This is a genomic window from Alicyclobacillus suci, from assembly GCF_017329615.1.
GTDB classification, from domain to species: Bacteria; Bacillota; Bacilli; order Alicyclobacillales; family Alicyclobacillaceae; genus Alicyclobacillus; species Alicyclobacillus suci.
Genome location: NZ_JAFMTW010000002.1, coordinates 36,425 through 58,669, shown reverse-complemented (window position 1 = coordinate 58,669; position 22,245 = coordinate 36,425). Strand labels below are relative to the sequence as shown.

The 22,245-nt window shown below is 53.1% G+C and carries 21 protein-coding genes and 2 tRNA genes; 1 reads left to right on the top strand and 22 read right to left on the bottom strand.

What is annotated here, in order from left to right; all coding sequences use genetic code 11:
• The 17 genes from hemC to J3482_RS01670 all read right to left on the bottom strand — a co-directional run bounded on the left by hemC (position 1) and on the right by J3482_RS01670 (position 16,364).
• Complete coding sequence (gene hemC / locus J3482_RS01750) at positions 1–921, bottom strand: hydroxymethylbilane synthase (RefSeq protein WP_146822686.1); 921 nt, start codon at positions 919–921, stop codon at positions 1–3.
• Between the two features lie 15 nt (positions 922–936).
• A complete protein-coding gene (ccsA, locus tag J3482_RS01745) occupies positions 937–1,755 on the bottom strand; it encodes a cytochrome c biogenesis protein CcsA (RefSeq protein WP_223204115.1) in 819 nt (272 codons plus the stop codon).
• A 6-nt stretch (positions 1,756–1,761) separates the two neighbouring features.
• Complete coding sequence (gene hemA, locus J3482_RS01740) at positions 1,762–3,165, bottom strand: glutamyl-tRNA reductase (protein WP_206921981.1); 1,404 nt, start codon at positions 3,163–3,165, stop codon at positions 1,762–1,764.
• Positions 3,166–3,252: 87 nt separating this feature from the next.
• Positions 3,253–3,858 carry a ribosome biogenesis GTP-binding protein YihA/YsxC gene (gene yihA, locus J3482_RS01735; protein ID WP_146822690.1) on the bottom strand — a complete coding sequence of 202 codons (606 nt, stop codon included), beginning with the start codon at positions 3,856–3,858 and terminating at the stop codon, positions 3,253–3,255.
• Positions 3,855–6,293 carry an endopeptidase La gene (lon, locus tag J3482_RS01730; RefSeq protein ID WP_206921980.1) on the bottom strand — a complete coding sequence of 813 codons (2,439 nt, stop codon included), beginning with the start codon at positions 6,291–6,293 and terminating at the stop codon, positions 3,855–3,857. The genes yihA and lon overlap by 4 nt, the downstream gene beginning before the upstream one ends.
• A 135-nt stretch (positions 6,294–6,428) precedes the next feature.
• Positions 6,429–8,120 carry an ATP-dependent protease LonB gene (gene lonB / locus J3482_RS01725; RefSeq protein ID WP_146822694.1) on the bottom strand — a complete coding sequence of 564 codons (1,692 nt, stop codon included), beginning with the start codon at positions 8,118–8,120 and terminating at the stop codon, positions 6,429–6,431.
• A gap of 200 nt (positions 8,121–8,320) precedes the next feature.
• Positions 8,321–9,595 carry an ATP-dependent protease ATP-binding subunit ClpX gene (gene clpX / locus J3482_RS01720; protein WP_146822696.1) on the bottom strand — a complete coding sequence of 425 codons (1,275 nt, stop codon included), beginning with the start codon at positions 9,593–9,595 and terminating at the stop codon, positions 8,321–8,323.
• Positions 9,596–9,687: 92 nt separating this feature from the next.
• Entirely contained in the window at positions 9,688–10,281 is a 594-nt protein-coding gene (clpP, locus tag J3482_RS01715; RefSeq protein ID WP_021295736.1) for an ATP-dependent Clp endopeptidase proteolytic subunit ClpP, read from the bottom strand.
• A 108-nt stretch (positions 10,282–10,389) separates the two neighbouring features.
• Complete coding sequence (gene tig, locus J3482_RS01710; protein ID WP_146822698.1) at positions 10,390–11,682, bottom strand: trigger factor; 1,293 nt, start codon at positions 11,680–11,682, stop codon at positions 10,390–10,392.
• 231 nt (positions 11,683–11,913) lie between these two features.
• A tRNA-Arg gene (locus J3482_RS01705) sits at positions 11,914–11,990 on the bottom strand.
• A 3-nt stretch (positions 11,991–11,993) separates the two neighbouring features.
• Positions 11,994–12,067, bottom strand: a tRNA-Gly gene (locus tag J3482_RS01700).
• A 78-nt stretch (positions 12,068–12,145) separates the two neighbouring features.
• The gene (locus J3482_RS01695) at positions 12,146–12,673 is read right to left on the bottom strand and encodes a metallophosphoesterase family protein (RefSeq protein ID WP_206915418.1); all 528 of its coding nucleotides are present in this window, start codon (positions 12,671–12,673) and stop codon (positions 12,146–12,148) included.
• Positions 12,670–13,260, bottom strand: coding sequence for an RdgB/HAM1 family non-canonical purine NTP pyrophosphatase (gene rdgB, locus J3482_RS01690; protein WP_206915420.1), 591 nt, complete (start codon positions 13,258–13,260; stop codon positions 12,670–12,672). The genes J3482_RS01695 and rdgB overlap by 4 nt, the downstream gene beginning before the upstream one ends.
• 12 nt (positions 13,261–13,272) lie before the next feature.
• Complete coding sequence (gene murI / locus J3482_RS01685; protein WP_146822706.1) at positions 13,273–14,124, bottom strand: glutamate racemase; 852 nt, start codon at positions 14,122–14,124, stop codon at positions 13,273–13,275.
• A gap of 32 nt (positions 14,125–14,156) precedes the next feature.
• Complete coding sequence (locus J3482_RS01680) at positions 14,157–14,597, bottom strand: MarR family winged helix-turn-helix transcriptional regulator (protein WP_021295741.1); 441 nt, start codon at positions 14,595–14,597, stop codon at positions 14,157–14,159.
• Positions 14,598–14,795: 198 nt separating this feature from the next.
• Positions 14,796–15,023, bottom strand: a complete 228-nt coding sequence (locus J3482_RS01675) for a helix-turn-helix domain-containing protein (protein WP_021295742.1) — start codon at positions 15,021–15,023, stop codon at positions 14,796–14,798.
• A 156-nt stretch (positions 15,024–15,179) separates the two neighbouring features.
• Complete coding sequence (locus J3482_RS01670) at positions 15,180–16,364, bottom strand: MalY/PatB family protein (RefSeq protein ID WP_146822708.1); 1,185 nt, start codon at positions 16,362–16,364, stop codon at positions 15,180–15,182.
• 180 nt (positions 16,365–16,544) lie between these two features.
• Between J3482_RS01670 and J3482_RS01665 the strand changes: the two genes are divergently transcribed.
• A complete protein-coding gene (locus J3482_RS01665) occupies positions 16,545–17,399 on the top strand; it encodes an SPL family radical SAM protein (protein WP_206921995.1) in 855 nt (284 codons plus the stop codon).
• 47 nt (positions 17,400–17,446) lie between these two features.
• Here J3482_RS01665 and trhO read toward each other — a convergent pair whose 3' ends face one another.
• From trhO to sdhA, 5 genes are all read right to left on the bottom strand, one after another.
• Positions 17,447–18,382, bottom strand: a complete 936-nt coding sequence (trhO, locus tag J3482_RS01660) for an oxygen-dependent tRNA uridine(34) hydroxylase TrhO (RefSeq protein WP_146822712.1) — start codon at positions 18,380–18,382, stop codon at positions 17,447–17,449.
• 146 nt (positions 18,383–18,528) lie between these two features.
• Positions 18,529–18,999: a hypothetical protein gene (locus J3482_RS01655; protein WP_146822714.1), complete on the bottom strand. Its 471-nt coding sequence runs from the start codon at positions 18,997–18,999 to the stop codon at positions 18,529–18,531.
• Positions 19,000–19,054: 55 nt separating this feature from the next.
• Positions 19,055–19,669 (bottom strand): hypothetical protein, encoded by a 615-nt coding sequence (locus tag J3482_RS01650; protein WP_146822716.1) that lies wholly within the window; start codon positions 19,667–19,669, stop codon positions 19,055–19,057.
• An 86-nt stretch (positions 19,670–19,755) separates the two neighbouring features.
• Entirely contained in the window at positions 19,756–20,532 is a 777-nt protein-coding gene (sdhB, locus tag J3482_RS01645; protein WP_146822718.1) for a succinate dehydrogenase iron-sulfur subunit, read from the bottom strand.
• Positions 20,529–22,241 carry a succinate dehydrogenase flavoprotein subunit gene (gene sdhA, locus J3482_RS01640; RefSeq protein WP_236017782.1) on the bottom strand — a complete coding sequence of 571 codons (1,713 nt, stop codon included), beginning with the start codon at positions 22,239–22,241 and terminating at the stop codon, positions 20,529–20,531. Before sdhA ends, sdhB begins: the two co-directional genes overlap by 4 nt.
• Positions 22,242–22,245 lie beyond the last annotated feature (4 nt).

Genomic DNA, 22,245 nt, shown 5'->3' with positions numbered 1-22,245 from the left:
CTATTCCCCTTGTGCGCTTCGCAAGTACTCGTCTGCACCCCGCGCGAGTAACGCCTCGGCGACCGTTTTCCCGACTGCTACGGCATCGCGCCCGCTCGCCTGCTCGCGCAAACTTTTGCTTCCATCCGGAGCCGCGACAAAGCCAGTCAAAGTGATGATGCCGTCCTGGTCCAGCTGCGCATAGCCCGCAATCGGTACTTGGCAACTCCCCTGAAGCGTCGTCAAAAGCGTTCGCTCCGCTTGCGCACACAAGGCAGTCGGGACGTCAGTCCACGCCTTCAATTCCTCAACGAGCTCCGCGTCGCTCTCCCGACACTCCACCCCAAGAACACCTTGTCCAATGGCCGGTATAAAATCGTCCGGTTGTAAAAATTCACTCACCCTGTTCTGCCAACCCATGCGCACAAGTCCTGCCGCCGCCAAGATAATTGCCGCAAATTCCCCTCGCTCCGCGCGCCTGAGGCGCGAGTCGATATTGCCGCGCAATGGCTCAACATGTAAATCTGGTCGTAAATTCTTTAGCAGAGCCATCCGGCGAAGGCTGGATGTGCCGACAATCGCGCCCGTCGGCAAATCAGACAGTGTCTGCCCGTCGCTTGACACCAGTGCATCACGCGGATCTTCGCGTTGCGGAATCCCCGCCAACACAAGCCCGTCGGCGAGTTCGTAAGGAACGTCTTTTAAGCTATGTACAGCGAGATCGGCCTGGTGCGAGGTGAGCACGGCTTCAATCTCGGAGACAAACAACCCCTTGCCACCGACTTTCGAAAGGGTTACATTGAGAATCTCGTCCCCTTTTGTCGTAATAGGGACAATTTCAAATGTCCAATCAGGGCGCCGGGCGCGAAGCGCGTCAATCACCCAGTTTGTCTGCGTCATCGCCAACTGACTGCGGCGTGACGCCACGCGTATACGTCTCATCAAAACTCCCTCACTTTACGGTGACACCGGTTGGTGTAGCGGCAATAGGTGGCCAATCGCACCTAAGTTGACCAGCGTCGCGACAAAACATGCCACCTGATAAATCATCATGCCTCGTGTCGTGCCCGAACGGCGAACGCGCAAACCGAGAAATACGCCATACATGACCCAAACGATGATGGTCGCAATCGGTTTGGCGGACCACACAAGCCATTGATGTAACACGAGCTTCCCCCACACGTCACCGATGGCCATCGCTGCAAACAACAAAAAGAACCCAATTGCCGTCGTCAAGAGGCATAAACTATCAATCTTAGACAGCGACGGCAGGAGTAGAAACCAACGGTTCCAGCGCTTGTAGCGAAGATTGCTCTCCTGTAACAAGTGCATCACGGCAAACGCAAATGAAAATGCGAGTGCAGCTTCGCTGAGCGTCGCCAATACGATGTGTAAGAGCAGGAGATCCTGGTTGGGAAACCAACGCAACATATCGGACCCCTGGCGATAGCCCGCAAATAAGAAAATAAAGAAACCCACTACATTTGCAAAAAACAACACGAGCCCAATCCGAAAAAACGTATCGAGCACCAATGTCGTCACCAGCATAATCCACGCGATGAACAACATCGTATCGGAGCGCGTATATGCTGGAAACGCGTGAAGTATGCGAAAGCGTATAAACAAGAGCCCTGTCGTCGACAAGAAAGCGACGAACAGCAACAGCACAGCCGACCGATTAAACGCCCGGCGCGGTTGCAGCACGTCGCTGAAAAAAAGCGTTAAACTGACGGCATACGAAACAATCGCGGCATCGTACAAGAGGCGCGTCCACACCAGCCATCACCGAAGAACAGGGTGCAACACCCGGTTGTCTTCCGTCATGCGCCGCGCCTCGCCACGCATGCGTTGGAACAGCTCGACGAATGTAGCCTCCGCCGACAAATGCCGCGCTGCCATGGAACTCTGCGACGCAATAGCGGCTTCGTCCACACCAAACAACTGCGCAAACAAACTGATGTACTCCGCATCCCCAGACGCCATCGCCAACTCTTTCATATTTTGAATCGGATCTCTGAGCAACTGGTTGACAATGCTCATAGTGTGCTTGTTTAACACTTTGCGATCGCGTTCCGTCAAATTTGGCAGTTTTCTCGCCAAACTCTCCATCACTTGCTGTTGAATGGACTCGCCCTTTGCCCTGAGCGCCGCAATCAGTGGAACGACCTCTTGTTCCGTCAGCCAGTTGGAAAACGCCTCAACCGACTCCCGAATCATCGACTCGACCACGACAGACTGCCGCTCGCGCTCCTGAATATTCGCCTCTATCACACCGTCGAGATCATCGACGTCGTAAAGGTACACACCCGGCAAATTTGCGATCTCTGGATCAAGATCCCGGGGCACCGCGATGTCGAGCAGCACCATCGGTTGATGCTTGCGGGCCTTTAACGCCTTCGCGATATCTTTCGCAACGAGTGTATAGCCCGGTGCTCCGGTGGCCGATAAAACGACGTCCACATCGGACAGTACATCTGTCACATTCGCGAGGTCAATGGCTATCGCCCCCACTGCCTGCGCGACGGATTGCGCCCGTGCCATTGTCCGGTTGGCAACATACAACTGCTTGAATCCCAGCGCGTGAAGATGTTGCAACGCCAATTCGCCCATGTGCCCCGCGCCGACAACCAGTGCCTTGCGACCGCTCATATCTCCAAAAAATTTGTTGGCCAACTGAACTGCCGCATAGCTGACAGACACTGGATTTTGTCCAATCGTCGTCTCTGACTGCGCCCGCTTGCCCACATGAATGACTTCTCGGAACAACCGGTTAAACATAGCACCCGTGTTGCCCGCTTCAAAAGCAATCTGAAAAGCATTTCGCATCTGGCCGAGGATTTGCGTTTCCCCAACCACAACAGAGTCCAATCCGGAAGCGACGCGCATCGCGTGCGCAACCGCCTGTTCCCCTTGAATAAAATAGGTTGATGATTCCACAACAGATCTATCGAGACAGATCATGCCAGTAAATCGCGTCAGTAAGTAATCCTGCCCAGCTCGGATACTATTCACGAGTGCGTATAACTCGGTGCGATTACAGGTAGACAGAACAACGCTCTCCATCACGGTGCGAGAATCACGCAAATCCGCCAGCAACCGCTCCAGCGCATCTTGACTCAAGCTCACGCGCTCACGCAGTTCGACACTGGCCGTCTTGTGATTCATGCCGAGTACCACGATGTGCATTGTCAGGTCCCCCTTTCTACTCACCTCGATATTATAGCACTGACAAAAAGTGAGGTCATTCTTCACAAGGTAAAGGTTGTGAACGCTCTATGTCAGTTCCTCATCTTCAAACCAAGGTGCCATATCCGCCTCAAAGACCGTCCAGAGCTCGTCCAAACCTAATCTCTTTTCTGCAGAGACGGGATAGATTTCAACGCCCGATTGCAGCGTCTGTCGGATTTTCTTGACATGTGAAGCCACCTGCGACTTTCCAATTTTATCCATCTTCGTGGCCACAACTAGCAGTGGTACGTCTAACGCACACAGACCTTGGTGAACCGCCACATCGTCCTTCGACGGCTCATGCCGAATATCGACCAGTTGAACAATTCTACACAGCGGTTCGCGTTCTAGCAGATACTTGTCTATCATGCTCGCAAATTGCGACCTTTCCCGTTTGCTGACCGACGCATAACCATACCCAGGCAGGTCCACAAACCGAAAGCAATCATTAATCACATAAAAATTAATTTGTCGCGTCTTCCCAGGCTGGGCAGATACGCGCGCCAAATTTTTCCGGTTTAACAACCGATTGAGCAAGGTAGATTTTCCAACATTACTGCGCCCAATAAACGCAAATTCAGGCAGCCCACCCTCCGGCCATTGGCTGGGGCGGACTGCGCTGATTTCAAACTCCGAACTGTGAATAATCACTGGTGTGTTCCCTCGCCAGAATATTTATCTTCCGTAAAAAGATCTGCAAACCAGGCTTCCGTGTGTAAAGGATGGCGTTCATCCAGTGTCGCTTCGTTCCCAAGCGCGATGTCGAGCACTGCATCCATGTGCGACACAGGTTTGAACTGAACTTGTTCCCTAACCACCTCAGGAATGTCTGATAGATCTTTCTCATTTCCTTGCGGAATAATAATCGTTCGAATGCCCGCGCGATGCGCAGCTAAACTTTTTTCCTTCAAGCCGCCAATCGGCAGTACCCGACCACGCAACGTCACTTCGCCAGTCATCGCCACGTCGTGACGAACTGGGCGGTTTGTCAAGGCTGAAGCAATCGCCGTCGCCATCGTAATGCCCGCCGAAGGTCCATCCTTTGGAATCGCGCCTTCCGGCACATGCACGTGAATATCAACCTTCTCGTGGAAATTGGCCGGAATATGCAACTGGGTCGCACGAGAGCGGATGTACGACAAAGCGGTCTGTGCACTTTCCTTCATCACGTCACCCAATTGACCGGTCAGTTTCACTTTGCCATTACCCGGTACCACCGACACTTCCACCGTGAGCAGGTCGCCCCCCATCTCCGTCCACGCAAGACCAGCGACAACACCGACCTCATCTTGCTCTTGCGCGCGCCCGTACTCAAACTTGCGCGGCCCCAAAAAGTCGTGCACCATCGCGATGGTCACGGTAATGCGCTTTTGCTCACCCGCCGCGATAATCCGAGCGCACTTGCGGCAAATTGTCGCAATCAAACGGTTGAGTTGACGAACACCCGCTTCCCGTGTGTAGTGGCGAATTAATTCCAACAAGATATCGTCTGACACACGCAATTTGTCACCCTTGAGCGCGTGCGCCTCCCGCTGCTTTGGCAACAAGTGCAGTTTTGCAATATGCAGTTTTTCGTCCTCCGTGTAACCTGCTAGCTGGATAACTTCCATCCGATCACGCAACGGACCCGGAATCTGATAAAGGTTATTCGCCGTCGTGATGAACATCACATCCGACAGGTCAAACGGAATTTCCACGTAGTGATCAGAAAACGTGTTATTTTGCTCAGGGTCTAGTACCTCGAGCATGGCCGCTGCCGGATCCCCCCGGAAATCGCTAGCCATTTTGTCGATCTCATCGAGCAAAAACACCGGATTTTTGACCCCAGCCTGCTTCATCCCCTGCAGAATACGCCCGGGCATCGCACCAATGTAGGTCCTGCGGTGTCCGCGAATCTCCGCATCGTCACGCACCCCACCAAGCGAAACGCGCACGAACGGGCGTTTGAGCGAGGTGGCGATTGACCTCGCCAACGACGTTTTCCCAACACCCGGAGGGCCAGCTAGGCAGATAATCGGTCCGGACTGTTTGTTGACCAGTTTCTGCACAGCAATAAACTCCAGTATCCGGTCTTTGATTTTCTCCAACCCATAGTGCTCCTCATTAAGCACCCGCTCAGCACGCGCCAAATCGACTACCGAATCAGCTCGCTCCGTCCACGGTAATGCCAGGAGCCAATCAATATATGTACGCACGACCGTACCTTCCGCCGAAGCGGAGGGAATCCGTTCAAGTCGGCTGATTTCCTTCTCAACTTTCTCGTGCACCTCAGGCGGCAATTGTTTCTCGTCGAGTTTGGCCCGCAGTTCCTCAATCTCGGAAGTCCGTCCTTCTTTGTCACCAAGCTCCCGCTGAATCGCCTTCATCTGCTCACGCAGGTAATACTCTTTTTGCGTTTTCTCCATCTGCTTGCGCACGCGTTGATGAATTTGTCGCTCCAACTCCAGCACTTCACGTTCGTCCGAAAGAATCTGAAGCAGACGTTCGAGTCGGTGCTGCACGTCAAACGCTTCTAGAATATCCTGCTTTTCGCGGATTTTCAGCGGAAGGTGAGACGCGACCATATCTGCAAAACGACCAGGATGGTCAATGTCCACCACCGCCGCGTACGTCTCCTGATCTAACTTGCGAGACAATTTGACATACTGCTCAAATTGTTGCGCGACCGACCGCATGGCTGCCTGCATCTCAGCCGTCAGCGAGAGATCTCCTTCATCCTCGTGCAACGTAACGTTTACTCGAAACAGTTCTTCGTCCTCGACAAAGTCTATAATCTGCGCGCGCGAAAGCCCCTCAACCAACACGCGGATGGTTCCGTTTGGCAGCTTCATCATCTGCTTTACTCGAGCCAAGGTGCCGACCTGATACAAATCATCTTTTTGCGGCTCGTCCACCTGACCGTCTTCCTGTGACGCGAGAACAATCAAATGGTCGTCGACCATCGCCTGCTCCAAGGCCTTTACGGACTTCGGACGCCCTACGTCAAAATGAAGCACCATCGAGGGATAGACTAGCAAACCGCGCAACGGCAGTAGAGGGTATGTTCCTTGTTGTTCCAGTGGCTTCCGTTCTTCTTCTAAAGCCATCTACCCACCTCCAGTTTTCGCTCTCCCCGTGGATTGGTCTCATTGTACAGAAAGCAAAACGCGAAGTCTAATTTGCTCGCACACTTTTTCTTCGGCGCATCGTCCGCACCCATCGTGCGCACGCCCTATCGAAGATCATCCCTGGGCTGAGGTCAGTCCCCCACCTACCTGGCCTGGCAGAACATCTTTTGTCGGTACGAGATAATCCTCTTCAATCCCGCCGACCAGTGCAAATTTCAGAGCATCCTCCAAGCGTTCCACTGGCACGACCTTCGCCCCTTCGATGTGACGGAACGTCTCCTGCCAGTTGGCCTTTGGCACGAGAATGACATTCGCACCCGCCTCAACGGCCGCTGTAACCTTAGCTGGAACGCCACCGACGGGTCGAACAAGACCACGGATTGAGAGTTCCCCCGTCATCGCAATCGTATTCAGCACGGGCCGTTTGACCATCGCTGAGTAAATAGCCACTGCCATGGCAACGCCAGCACTCGGACCGTCCACTGGCATGCCGCCCGGAAAATTGATGTGAATATGATAGTTCGCCGCATCTAATTTAAAAACGCGTTTGAGCGTCGTCAACACGTTATCGAGCGACCCTTTGGCCATGCTTTTGCGTCGCATACTCCGCTCGCGGCCACCTATCGTCTCTTCTTCCACCAACCCCGTGATGGTGAGTTGTCCGCGCCCATCCTCTACCCGTTCCGCAGTTACTTCAATTTCCAGCAACAATCCCATCTGCGGGCCATAGACAGCCAAGCCATTGACTACGCCAATCTGTGGTTCACTGGCGATCTTTTTGTCCGGCCGAGGACTGATATGACTAAATTGAATCACCCACTCGACGTCTTCCAGACCGATTTCATGTCGACCTTCCGCCAATGCCACACTCCCTGCTACCTGAACAATGTTCACGGCATCGCGACCGTTTGTCGCGTATTGCGTAATCTCTGTAGCGACGCCAGGCGCCAGCGGCATTTCAAGTTTTTCTGCAGCACCCATGACAACTTCGTAGATTTCCGACTGCGATAATGGCCGGAAGAAAATTTCGACGCAGCGAGATCGAATTGCTGGCGGCAATTCCTCCGGTGACCGTGTGGTCGCACCGACTAACCGAAAATCTGCGGGCAAGCCATTTTGAAAAATGTCATGCACGTGCATCGGAATATTTTGATCTTCACTGCTATAGTAAGCACTCTCAAGAAACACCTTCCTATCCTCGAGGACCTTCAGTAACTTATTTAACTGAATCGGGTGCAATTCGCCAATTTCGTCGATAAACAACACCCCACCGTGTGCCTTCGTCACGGCACCCGGTTTCGGCTGCGGAATACCAGCCACGCCCATCGCGCCGGCACCCTGATAAATAGGATCGTGGACGGATCCAATCAGGGGATCAGCAATACCCCGTTCATCAAACCGTGCTGTCGTCGCGTCCAACTCTATAAACTTCGCCTCTGGCCGAAATGGAGATTGCGGGCTTTTCTTCGCTTCCTCCAAAATCACCCGGGCCGCTGCCGTCTTTCCGACGCCCGGCGGGCCATAGACAATGACATGTTGTGGATTTGGCCCACACAAAGCTGCCCGTAACGCCTTCAGCCCATCACGTTGACCGATAATATCGTCGATACTCGCTGGACGCGTCTTCTCCGCAAGTGGCACCGTCAATGAAATCGCGCGCATCTTTCGCAATTTGTCCAACTCTTTACGAGATTCACGTTCTATTGCATGTTTATTGTGGTTTTGCGATTTGAGTAGGTTCCAAAAGTAGAGCCCTATCACAATCGCGAAGAATATCTGAATAGCCGCAAGAATACTGGCAGTCATGCTGTCCCCTCCCATTGTTGTGACAAACAATAGCTCCAGTATTTCCGCCCCACCCAGCCAATAAACACTTGAGACGAGCGAGTATGCGATTTCGCGTGCCAAGCCATAAATATCAAATACTAAGATGCACAAAAAGGCGATGAGGATGCCCGATAACATCCCCATCGCCTTTGTTCGTTCCGAGTCGACTAAATCGTTCGTTACGCCGTTTCTTCCGACTTGTGTGTCGTAAACGGAATGGTCGTACCATCTTTTTTGAGGACAATCGGCGCATCCTCCCGGAGAGCCGCTTCCTGCGTAATGATACACTTCTGAATATCATCTCGAGACGGTAGCTCGTACATGACGTCCAACATAATGGACTCAATAATCGCCCGCAAACCACGCGCACCCGTTCCCCGACGAATCGCTTCCTTCGCGATAGTCGACAAAGCATCGTCGTGGAATTCAAGCACTACATTGTCCATATCAAGCAGCTTCTGGAACTGTTTGACGAGTGCGTTCTTCGGCTCGACCAAGATTCTCTTCAACGCTTCTTCGTCAAGTGCGTCAAGCGTCGTCAGCACCGGCAAACGTCCAATAAACTCTGGAATCAAACCGAATTTCAGCAAATCCTCGGGCAGGACATTGTGCATAATCGCCGTGTCCTTTTGTTCTTGCGCACCCGCACTGCCAAAACCAATCACCTTGCTGCCAAGACGGCGCTTGATAATCGGTTCAATACCGTCAAACGCCCCACCGCATATAAACAAGATGTTGGTCGTATCAATTTGAATAAATTCTTGATGCGGATGTTTCCGGCCACCCTGCGGCGGGACACTGGCAACCGTTCCCTCGAGAATTTTCAGGAGAGCCTGCTGTACGCCTTCGCCCGACACGTCGCGCGTGATAGACGGGTTCTCCGACTTGCGGGCAATTTTATCGATCTCGTCGATATAAATGATACCCCGTTCCGCTTTCTCGATATCATAATCCGCGGCCTGTATAAGTTTCAAAAGGATGTTTTCGACGTCTTCACCAACATAACCAGCCTCTGTCAGCGATGTCGCATCCGCAATTGCAAAAGGTACGTTCAAAATGCGGGCCAACGTTTGTGCCAACAGCGTTTTACCACTGCCTGTCGGTCCAATCAGCAAAATGTTACTCTTCGCCAACTCAACGTCCTCGCTCTTTTGCGAACCCGCATTAATCCGTTTGTAGTGATTGTAAACTGCAACGGAGAGCGAACGCTTCGCTTGTTCCTGCCCAATCACATACTGGTCGAGAATGGACTTGATCTCAGTCGGTTTGGGCACGTCCTTCAGTTCAAATTCTTCTTCTTCGCCCAGCTGTTCTTCGACAATTTCGTTACACAACTCAATGCACTCATCACAGATATATACGCCGGGACCAGCAACCAACTTGCGAACCTGTTCTTGCGTCTTCCCACAGAACGAGCACTTCAGTTGGCCCTTTTCCTCATTAAACTTGAACATGCTTTTGTTCCCTCCCCAAATCGAGGTTACCACAACGAGCGCTCAATCCAAAACGGACGTCTCTTTGCAGTGTGTCCGTCAAACGATTCCTGTTATGCCTGCGACGGGCTCTGAGTAAGCACCTCATCAACCAACCCATAGGCACAAGCTTCATCCGCTGACATGAAGTTATCGCGGTCCGTATCCTCCACAATCCGGTCGAAGGGTTGACCCGTGCGTTCTGCCAAAATACGGTTGAGCTTATCTTTCGTCTTTAACATCCACTCCGCATGGATTTGAATGTCCGACGCCTGGCCCTGAACGCCGCCAAGCGGTTGGTGAATCATAATCTCGGCATTCGGAAGCGCGTAACGCTTCCCCTTTTCACCAGCGGCAAGGAGGAAAGCACCCATACTTGCGGCCAATCCCACACACATGGTGGAAACGGCAGGCCGAATGTGCTGCATAGTATCATATATGGCTAGTCCTGCTGTAACAGAACCACCGGGACTGTTGATGTACAATTGAATGTCCCGTTCGGGGTCATCCGCCGCCAAGAAGAGCAACTGCGCGACGATAGCATTAGCGACGTTGTCATCGATAGGTGTCCCCAAGAGCACAATTCTATCTTTGAGCAAGCGTGAGTAGATGTCGTACGAGCGCTCCCCACGACTGGTCTGTTCAATCACGTACGGTATAAGACTCACCGCGACTCCTCCTCGCAAAGCATGCCGAGTGTGTGACAAGACAAGGAGACAATGTCCCCTTGTCTTGCGTATCACAAGTGCATTCAATTATCTACAGTGTACCTCAAATTACGCGATTTTGCTATTTTGCACAAGCAATTCGATGGTCTTGCGCGTTGCCAAGTCGCGTTTGAACGATTCCAAGTTCGGGTCACGGACGCTCATGATCTCACGAACGCGCTCTAACTCCAACCCAGAGCTCTCAGCGAGTTTCTGCAACTCAGCCGCAACCTCATCGTCGGACACCTGAATGCCTTCCTTCGCCGTGATGGCTTCCAGCACGAGGGCCGTACGGACGCTCTGTTCAGCCGCTTCGCGGAACTGCTCACGAAGCTCATCCAAACTGGTACCTGTGAATTCCAAGTACGCGTCAAACGGAATTTGCTGCATTTGCAGTTGCTGTGCGAACGAATTGAGTTGGTGGTCGATTTCGTGATTTACCATCACCTCAGGAAGGTCGATGGTCGCATTCTCCGTAACCTTCTTCACCACTTCATCTTCGACATAGCGGTCATGGTCTTGCTTTGCCCGCTCTTCCAGACGCTTCTTCATGTCCGCACGGTACTCGTCGACGGTCTCGAATTCGCTGACTTCCTGAACGAATTCATCGGTCAACTCCGGCAGTACCTTGCGCTTGATATCGTGAAGTACCACGTGGAATGTAGCGGCTTTTCCTTGCAGCGATTTTACGTGGTAGTCCTCTGGGAACGTGACCTCGATATCGCGCTCTTCGCCGGGTTTCATGCCGACAAGTTGGCTTTCAAAACCGCCAATAAAGGTACCTGAGCCAATCTCCAGCTCAAAGTTTTCCGCTTCGCCACCTTCAAAGGCTTCCCCGTCCACCTTGCCGAGGAAATCAATGCTCACGGTGTCGCCGTCTTGAACTTCACCGTCTTCGACGACTTCGACCGTCGCGTGACTCTTCAAGACTTGCTCAATTTCTTCAGCCAAAGTCTCATCTGTCACCTCGAAGGTCTTGTCCTCAATGGTGACACCCTTGTACTCGCCAAGCTGAACTTCTGGTTTGACGGTGACGGTCGCCTTGAAGACAAACGGTTTGCCGCTTTCCACTTGAACCAAATCGACCGATGGCCGATCTACCGGTTCAATCCCCGTCTCCGCAACAGCTTGTTCATATGCCTCAGGCAAAACCAAGTCTACCGCATCCTGATACAGTACCTCTACGCCAAAACGCTGTTCAAAAATACGGCGGGGTACCTTCCCTTTGCGGAAACCTGGAACATTCACATCTTTAACGACCTTTTTAAAGGCGTCGTCGAGTGCAGCCTTAAAACGCTCACTGGTCACCTCGACTTCCAATACGCCAACATTGGCCTCTGTCTTTTCCCACTTCGCTGTCATGCATTACTTCCTCCCAACAATCAACGGCCCGCGCTGTACGAACCAAATCTTCAGAACGCCACCACATCAGTATGTATGGCTTATGGCATGCCCAAAAGGCTATCCTGTACCGAGCCTATAGAACCGCCCGCCAGCACCGTAGCCCTCATCTGCGAATCGAGCATCCCGACAGGCGGTGTCCGAAGTACATCAATCCGGACCACCCAAAGGGATGCTCGGGTAGCGCCAGCGTGGCGTCCCAGGAGGGATTCGAACCCCCGACCCACAGCTTAGAAGGCTGTTGCTCTATCCTGCTGAGCTACTGAGACCCATGGAGCGGGTGATGGGAATCGAACCCACGCTATCAGCTTGGAAGGCTGAAGTTCTACCATTGAACTACACCCGCATCTCGGCAAGGTTACCTTTGACAGTGTAGACGATACCCGTCAGGATATCAAGACTGTCTCAGTTCATCATTTTTTGGCTATTTTTCGACGAACCACTCGAATTCCGACACAACCGCGCCCGCAGTCGTCCAATGCTCCACCCGATAATGAATACCAGAACTTGTCCTCGTCGAGTCGACGCGCGCGAAAGTCGCCGGATTGCCACCCCGCGGTTGTGCCAAACTGCCCGGATTGACCACCAACACGCCATCTTCCACGCCAACATAGCGAATGTGCGTGTGCCCGTACACCGCCACCCGAGCGCCAACCGCCTTTGCGCGCTCAACCAGCGGCCACAAGGAAGCTTTGACGCCAAGTCGGTGGCCGTGCACCAACAAAATCGGCTCGTCCGCCGCGACAACGCGCTCCAATGGATATTCCTGCGTTGGCGTATCCCAGTTGCCAGCGACACCAATGACCGGAACATCGACATAAGCCGTCAGCCACTTGGCATCAGCAACTTCGTCCCCAGCGTGCAGAATCAAATCTGCGTCAGCAGCGACGAGTGCGGCGGCGTGTAATTCCTCCGTTCGCAAATGTGTATCGCTGACAATGCACAGTTTCACCCGTCAAGCCACTCCTTTTGCCGTTGTCGCAACAGTTGAACCGCCAGCGCCCGGTGCGAATACTGTGCCTTTTCGGAAGCAGACATCTCGCCAAAACGCCGCGAGGCACCCTTCGGCTGAAATAAGGGATCATACCCGAAACCAGATTGGCCGCGAACATCATCAAACACATCACCCTTCACGCGGCCCTCCACCGACACCAGCAGTTGTCCATTTCGACAGACGGCCAAAGCGCAAACAAATGCTGCGTCCGCTTGCGTGACACCCTGTTCGTGTAGACGCGCAATCAATTTTTGATTGTTTGCCACGTCGTCCCCGTGTGTCCCTGCATAACGCGCAGAATAAATTCCAGGTTCCCCGCCGAGCAAAGGGACTTCGAGACCGGAATCGTCAGAAAGGACCAAGTCCGGAACGTACTCAGCGTAAAACCGAGCCTTCATCTGGGCATTTTCCAAAAACGTCGCACCCGTTTCCGGCGCGTCCGGAAGCCCTGGCGGGAGCGGCTTCACCTCAAGGCCCGGAATCGCAAGCAACGCTTGGAATTCCGAGACCTTGTGTGCATTATGCGTCGCAATGACCAGTTTCAATGACCATCCTCCTTAGTGTACAGCCGCATGCCGAACGACAGCATGTGACGGAAGCGGCAGGCCGACGGGTACGACCGCATCAGAAGCGACCGGCGTCTTGAACCAGTTCGCAAGGGCCAATCTCATTTTTGCTCCGTCTCCAGTCGTAAAATAACGATGGGCAACGGGGCCTTTGTTGCGATTCAGCAAGTCACTGACCACGAGCTCTTCTCGCAATACCCGCGCCGTCGCTTCCGCCGACGAAATTACATGGACAAGCGGCCCCAACACGCGTCGGATGACAGGTTGTAACAGCGGATAATGTGTACATCCAAGCACGAGAGTATCAACACCACTCTCAGCAAACACCGAAAGCGCATCTCTGACCACCTGCTCGACGACAGGCCCATCCAGCTGACCTCGTTCCACCAGAGGCACGAATTCAGGACACGCGTGTTCCACGACGTGCATCCGGCTGTCCAAAGCCAAAATTGCTTTGCGGTAAGCATGACTTTGAATGGTTACACTGGTTCCAATGACCCCAATTCGCCGATTTTTCGTCGTCGCCACAGCCGCTGCAGCGCCAGGCTCGATAACCCCTAAAATCGGCACCGGAAATTTGGCCTGTAACGCCTCCAAAGCAACGGCCGTCGCGGTGTTACAAGCAATAACCAGACATTTTACGGGCTGGCCTAACAGAAATTCAGAAATTTCCACCGCGTACTGCAATACGTCCTCTGGTGCCTGATCTCCATATGGACACCGCGCCCTATCGCCAAAATACATCACTGACTCCTGCGGCAGTTGTGTTTGTATCGCACGCGCTACCGTTAAGCCTCCGACCCCAGAATCAAATATGCCAATGGGTTGCTCACACGCCTTCATGGTAACGCTCCTTGCCGTCTCAAAAGGGACTCTTACTGATTAGCCATATTCATATGTAATACTTCAAGTGAATCCAAAATTGTCTTTCGTGTATGGGTATCAACCGTGGCCAATACCGCATCTAAGTATTTACGGCGCGCGGTTAGAACGCCTTCAATCAATCGAACGCCATGTGGCTCCAGCCGCACCCGGACCACTCGCCGGTCGTCAGTGCCGCGCTGACGCGTCACATAGGACGCTTTTTCCAATCGGTCCACCAAATCTGTCGTCGTGCTGTAGGCCAAATATAGCTTGCCGCTCAATTCGCCAATCGTCAACTCGCCTTCTCGATCTAACACGATGAGCGCATCCAATTGAGGCGAGGTAATGCCGTATTCCGCGAGCAGCGTCCGGCCCTTTCGCCGCACGGCAGAGGAGACCAAGCGAAGACACTGTTCAATCTCCACGACGTAATCCGAGTATTCCTGCGACACCTGGCACACACCCCGTTTACCTACAGATGACATAAATAGTACCTTCGACAAAATCTGCGGTCAATAAAAACAGGCTTGTCCACCAATTCCGAGCGTAGTCATCCACTAATTCTAGCCGCATGCGTAATAAAAATTTGACGTTACAATAAAGAATCCTGCCACGCAGAACACCCCTACAGAAAAGTAGGGGTGTTCGGTTCAAATCGTCAGCTCGCCCAGACGGACCAACTCGACCACCGCTTGCGACCGGCCCTTGACGTTTAATTTCTTCATGACATTCGAAATATGGTTCCGAACGGTTTTCTCACTGACAAAGAGTTGGGCGGCGATTTCCTTGGTGGTCTTATCCTGAACGAGAAGTTCAAACACCTCCCGTTCACGGTTTGTGAGCAACGATTTCACGCGCGAGTCCTTTCCAGAAGACATCCCCTTATCCCTCCTTGTTCAAATTGAATACAAGAGCGGGATACAGTCAGGGTATAGTATGAAATCGCCGTCTGCCGCGTGCCGTGAATTGACACGATGGGCGAGTGCCTCTCCGTTCACGCCCGCGCGGGCTCACAAACGCAGCTCACGGCACCGTCACACGCGCGCGCGAACAACGCGCTCAACCGCATCATGTAACTGGTTTAGACCCTGTTCGAGCAACGAGCGCGGGCAAGCGATGTTAATCCGCTGGAAGCCGACACCTTCGTCTCCAAACAGATGTCCTTCGTCGAATGCCAGACCTGCCTCGTGAACCAAGAACCGGTCCAGTTCCTCCTTGGCAAAGCCCAGACGTCGGCAGTCCACCCAAACGAGATACGTCCCCTGCGGCTCAACAACCTGCAATTCCGGCAGTTTCTGTGCAACAAATTCCTTGAGGAAGCGAAGATTTCCTTCGAGGTAGGCAATCAATTCATCCAACCATGGGCCGCCCTCCCGATACGCCGCTGCCATCGCGTGAACGCCAAAGACATTGATGGATCCCATTGACGCCTTCGCCGCCATCTGTTCATAGCGAGCCTTGAGCGCGGCATTCGGAATCACGGTATACGCCGTATTGAGACCAGCCAGGTTAAACGTCTTACTTGGTGCGGCACAAGTGATGGAAGAAGCAGCAAACGCCTCAGACAAACTTGCGAACGGAATATGCCGGTAACCGGGATAAACCAAGTCCGCGTGAATTTCATCTGCCACTACCATTACCTGATGGCGCAAACAGATCTCTCCGATACGGCGCAGTTCATCTTCGCGCCACACCCGGCCCACAGGGTTGTGCGGGCTACACAGGAACATCACTTTAGCCTGTTTGGCCTTCTCTTCCAAATCAGCAAAATCGATTTCGTATTGGCCATCTCGGTACACAAGCGGATTCTCAATAACCTTTCTGTCCCAAGCCTGAATCACACGCTTGAACGGATAATAGACAGGTGGCTGGATAAGCACCCCGTCGCCTTCCTCCGTGAACGCCTGGACAATCAATGTTAAAGCTGGCACAACCCCCGTTGCGGAGGCAATCCAATCGCGCTCAATCGTCCAACCATGCCGATTCTTCATCCAACCCATAATGCTTTCGAAGTATTCATCAGTGCGCACCGCATAACCATATACACCGTGTTGCGCACGTTCGATAAGCGCCTGCTGCACACAAGGCGGCGACGCAAAGTCCATGTCCGCCACCCACATCGGCAATACATCTTCCCGTCCAAACCGCTCCTTCAATGTATCCCACTTCGATGCGCCTGTTTGACGCCTAGAAATGACCGAGTCAAAATCGTATGCCACCTATGAGTCCTCCATTCACCAAGAAAATCTATTGATAGAGATGCACGCTAAAGACCTACTGTGTATAATCTACCACACAGTTGCAGAAAAGTTGGCAAAGCATCTTGCTTCAAAAGAAAGTGACCAGCGTCCTTGAAGTCAATCCGCTGAGCGAGAAAGAAGGGAGTCACCACGAGCCAAATCGATATTCGGGAAACAACACCGCGCCAGCTGCTGACCAAAACCAACGGCTATCTCGCTGGTTATGACTACACGCTCAATCCCTACGTCGGATGTGTTTACGGGTGCCACTACTGCTACGTCCGCGCGCTACCAGTGGCTCGTTTTCATCCAGGTGATTGGGGAACCTACGTAGACGTCAAGCAGATTGACGGACGCGCATTCGTACGAGAGTTGCAGTCGGCCCGCAGGCGCGGAAGCGTCAACATTTTTATGTCATCCAGCACAGACCCTTACCAACCTGTGGAGGCGCAGATGCACCGGACGCGCCAAATTCTCGATATCCTTTTGCAAGATCTCGACGTATTTGATTTTCTCCTAATTCAAACAAGGTCACCACTAGTGGCAAACGACGCCGACCGCATACGCGCACTCGGGAACAAGGCGCTCGTTAGCCTCACCATCGAGACCGACAGCGAAGAGGTGCGCAAGCGTTTCACCCCACACGCGCCACCTATCGCAGCCCGGATGCAAGCACTGGCGGCACTACAAGACGAGGGCGTGCAAACGCAGGTCGCGGTATCCCCTATCCTGCCGTTCGGGCCACAGTTTCCCGAACTGCTCCGGAACGTGACGCAAGACGTCGTACTCGACGACTATTTCACAGGCGATGGTGCCAACGGGCGCCGCACGGCAGCGCTCCAAATCCATCGCAAATACCACGCGGATGAATTGTCCAAATGGTACACAAAGGCCGCCTTACACAAGGCATACCAGCACTTTGTCGCAGTGTTCGGACAACATCACGTATTCCGCAATCAAAACGGTTTTTTGCCACCTACGATGCGCCGCGCCGAAGACACCCCGTCGACATAAAAAAGACCAGCCTCCCGCCTTCGCGTAGACTGGTCTCTTTGTCATCATCAGGTGGTCGAATGACTGGGTTGCAAGTGTTCCACAAGTGGGTCTACGCGGTCATTCTCCTTCGCAGCGCGCTCACATTCACTGCTGCAAAACCCACGCATCTCCACTTCACAAGCCTCACAACACAGGTGCTGTCGATGGCAATCAAGGTATCCACAATTGACGTACCTGTCGCACGACTGTCCGCAGTGTTCACAGCGGCTGACCACGACGTCTTCATCGGTGTAATTGACGCGCACCGCGATGCGTTCGTCAAACACATAGCACTTTCCATCAAATAAGTGTCCGCGCACTTCAGGGTCTTTGCTGTACGTAACAATGCCACCATCCAATTGGTAGACCTCCGAAAGCCCCTCACGAACTAAATAACCCGACAGCTTTTCGCAACGGATACCACCTGTGCAATAGGTGAGTACCTTCTTCCCTTTGAACTCATCCTTATGCTGTTCAAACCACTTGGGGAATTCGCGGAACGCCTTGACTTCCGGCTTGATAGCGTTGCGGAAATGACCTATCTCATACTCATAATCGTTACGCCCGTCAATCACGACCACGTCGTCACGCTGCAACATTTCGTGGAACCGCTTCGGATCTAACTTCTGACCAGTCAGGCGGCGTGGGTCTACATCCTCTTCCAAGCGGAAGTTGACAATTTCATTCTTCACGCGAACCGACAACCGTTTAAACGTGTGACCATCCGCCTCATCGACCTTGAACACCATATCTTTAAAGCGGGCATCTTCGTGCATCACGCGCATATATTCCTCGGTGGACGCAACCGTACCGGAAACTGTGCCGTTGATGCCTTCCGCCGCAACGATAATCCGCCCCAAAAGACCCAGTGATTCGCACAGCGCCGTATGTTCGCTCGCGAATTGGTCAGGATTTTCAATCGGGGTATACATGTAATACAAAAGAACTTGATACTGACTCATCGTTGCGAATCACCTCCATACCATTCTCAATCCTACATGATACCACAAAATCATTCGCGTGTCCCAGACGCACACATCGACGAGGGCAGACAAAAACGTCGATCCGACGGTGGGATCGACGTTTTATCAAATCCGTAGATTTCCTTTTATTGTCCGTTCGCAGTCGTGCTGTCCGTGGACGTCGTTGTCTGCCCCGACATCGAAGCGGGCACTTCACTTGGGCTTGCAACCCGCCACTGCCCGTTCACTTGTTTCAAGAACAAGTATCCACCAGACTCGTTGGAGAACTGGACTTGGGCGATGCCATTTTGCTCCTTAATCACTTGGTACCCAGCCTCTGCCGGATCCAATGAAGAGTACAAACTGAACAATATTCCATGCCAACCATTTACATCTTGAAACGATGGTGTCATTAATTCGCGGGCGTCGTCGAACTGTTTCAACTCGACATAACCGATAAACCGCTGCGTCACAGCAATCGGCGAATTCTGGTTTTTCATCACCGGTCGCAACAGAAAGAAACTGCCAACGATAAGTACAATCAGTACGACCACAAGTGTGATAAAACTCGAAGTCTGCCGCTTCCTCCGACGAATTTGCATCGTCTCCGTATTCATAGTCGTCCCCCACTCGACGAAAGTGCGCCAGCGGGGTGTACGCACAGGTCACACCTCACTGGCCAATATCTATCCCCAAATGCGCCAGTTGCTGCTGCAAAAGCGACCGCTCATCAGGTGTCAACATACTTTGAACCTCCTGAATCACGTCTTTTACCAGAACGACATCATCGGGGCCGAACGCCTGCTTCCCTTGGAAGTGAGCCAACACCCACTGTTGATCCTCAGTTGACAGCTTCGTCCACAAAATTTGCTTCAACGTCTTTGCCGCATCTGTCGAGTCCTCTGTCTCCACAGCTTTCGCCATCGCGTCCCAATCCGCTTGTGTCAATTCGCCAGATAGCGACTTGGCGATGCTAATGAGGCGCTGATCATCCGAATACGACAGCGGTGCCGACGCATCAGACGCGTCCGAATCGGTCGCACTCGGCGCCTGGTCAGAAGCAATTGAGCTTGTCTGAGCCATCGCCGTAACCCCGGATGTCTGCACGCCGTTTGAACTTTCGTGTTGCATCATCCAGCCACCTACCCGCTTGGCCATTTGACTGACCTGACGAGTCATGAGATCCGGCTTTCCGCTTTCCGAATCATGAATGTATGAACCGACCACCAGCGTCGTCAGCCCGCCTATGGCGATAATCATTGCAGCTTCAAATTTTCGATTCCGCACGCATGGTCACATCCTCTCCGTCACAGTATGACCATGCGGCTGGAACCTAAAACCAAATGCGAGGCCCAACGGGCCTCGTCATAAGATTACTTACGCAGCCAAGCACCTAATGCGTGGTAGGTCACCTGGCGATTCATCGCTGCGATAGACGTCGTGAGCGGAATCCCCTTCGGGCAAACCTGTACACAGTTTTGCGCGTTGCCGCATTCTTGAATGCCGCCTTCGCCCATCAATGCTTCCAAGCGGTCCTCCTTGTTCATTGCGCCCGTTGGATGCATGTTGAACAGGCGCGCCTGCGAAATGGCGAACGGTCCAATAAACGAACTTTTGTCGTTCACGTTCGGGCACGCCTCTACACAAGCACCGCACGTGAAACACCGCGACAACTCATAGGCCGTCTGCTGGTCTCTCGCCGACATGCGCGGACCAGGCCCCAAGTCGTAAGTACCGTCAATCGGCACCCACGCCTTGACGCGCTTGAGCGCGTCGAACATCCGACTTCTATCTACCACCAGGTCGCGAACCACAGGAAATGTTCGCATCGGGCGAACGGTAATCGGTTGTTCCAGCTTATCGACCAGCGTTGAACAAGCCTGACGAGGGCGCCCATTGATGACCATCGTACAGGCGCCGCAAATCTCTTCCAGGCAGTTCATTTCCCATGTGACCGGCGCAACCGGATTGCCATCCTTGTCCTTCGGATTGCGCTGAATCTCCATCAAACATGCGATGACGTTCATACCTGGTCTGTAAGGAACGACGAACTCCTGCTTGTATGGTGCTGAGCTTGGGTCTTTTTGCCGCTCAATAATCAGATGGACGGTACGAGTTGCAGTTGCGACTGCTTCATTGCTGACGCTCACTCTTTCGTCTCCTCCTTACTCACGGCGTAGTTGCGAAGACGCGGCTTAATCAGCGACACATCGACATCCTCGTATGAAAGCTTCGGACCATCTGGCGTGAATTCCGCAATCGTGGTCTTTAGGAAGTTTTCATCATCCCGCTCTGGGAATTCCGGCTTGTAATGCGCACCGCGACTCTCGTTGCGGTTTAATGCGCCAAGCGTAATCACGCGGGCCATGTGCAACATGTTGCGCAAGTGGCGCGTAAACTGGGCCATTTGGTTCTCCCAGCGCGACGTGTCCGCCATGTGGATCCGCTTGAAACGCTCTTGCAGTTCCTGAATTTTTTCGTCGGTCTTCTTGAGGCGCTCGTTAACGCGAACGACCGTGACGTTGTCGTTCATCCATTGACCCAGTTCGCGGTGCAATTGGTATGGATTCTCGTCGCCTTCCATCTTAAGAATGCTCTCAAAGTCGTCCTGATACTTCTTTGTGTACGATTCAAACAGTGACTCTGGAAGGCTGTCGACCGATTTCTTGATGTTCTTTGCATAGCGCACCGCGTTCGGTCCGGCGACCATGCCGCCATAAATACACGACAGCAGCGAATTGGCACCCAAGCGGTTTGCGCCGTGATATTGATACTCCGCCTCGCCCGCAGCGAACAATCCAGGGATATTTGTCATCTGGTCAATGTCGACCCAAAGACCACCCATCGAGTAGTGCACCGCCGGGAAAATGCGCATCGGCACTTTTCGTGGATCATCACCGACAAATTTCTCGTAGATGTCAAGGATGTTACCCAATTTCACATTGAGGACATTCGCAGGGATATGGGAGAGATCAAGATAGACTTGGTTTTGTCCGTCAACACCAAGACCCATCTCGACGCACACCTTGTGAATCGCGCGCGTCGCGACATCACGCGGCACCAGGTTTCCATATTCCGGATACATCTCTTCGAGGAAGTACCACGGCTTGCCATCCTTGTACGTCCAAATCCGTCCACCTTCACCGCGTGCGGACTCCGACATCAAACGCAACTTGTCGTCGCCAGGGATGGCCGTCGGGTGAACTTGAATCATCTCACCGTTGGCGTATTTAACACCCTGTTGATAGAGCTCTGAGCCAGCAGATCCGGTGTTGATCATCGAATTCGTGCTCTTACCGAAAATGAGACCGTTACCACCTGTGCACATGACGACGGCATCTGCTCGAAAATGCATAATTTCCATCGAACGAAGGTCTTGTGCCACAATCCCTCGACAGATTTGCTCATCGTCAATCACGGCGCCGAGAAAATCCCAGCCTTCATACTTCTCGACAAGACCTGCTACTTCGTACCGGCGCACTTGCTCGTCCAACGCGTATAGCAACTGCTGGCCCGTCGAGGCCCCGGCAAACGCTGTGCGGTGATGCTTCGTGCCACCGAAGCGGCGGAAGTCGAGCAATCCTTCCGGCGTGCGGTTAAACATGACCCCCATGCGATCCATCAGGTGGATAATGGCCGGCGCGGCTTCACACATGCCAAGCACCTGGCGTTGGTTGGCGAGAAAGTCTCCGCCGTAAATCGTGTCGTCAAAGTGTTCCCATGGCGAGTCGCCCTCACCCTTCGTATTGACGGCACCATTGATTCCGCCCTGCGCACACACAGAGTGGGACCGCTTTACAGGAACCAGCGAAAACAGTTTCACTGGAACGCCCGCTTCAGCAATCTTAATCGTCGTCATGAGA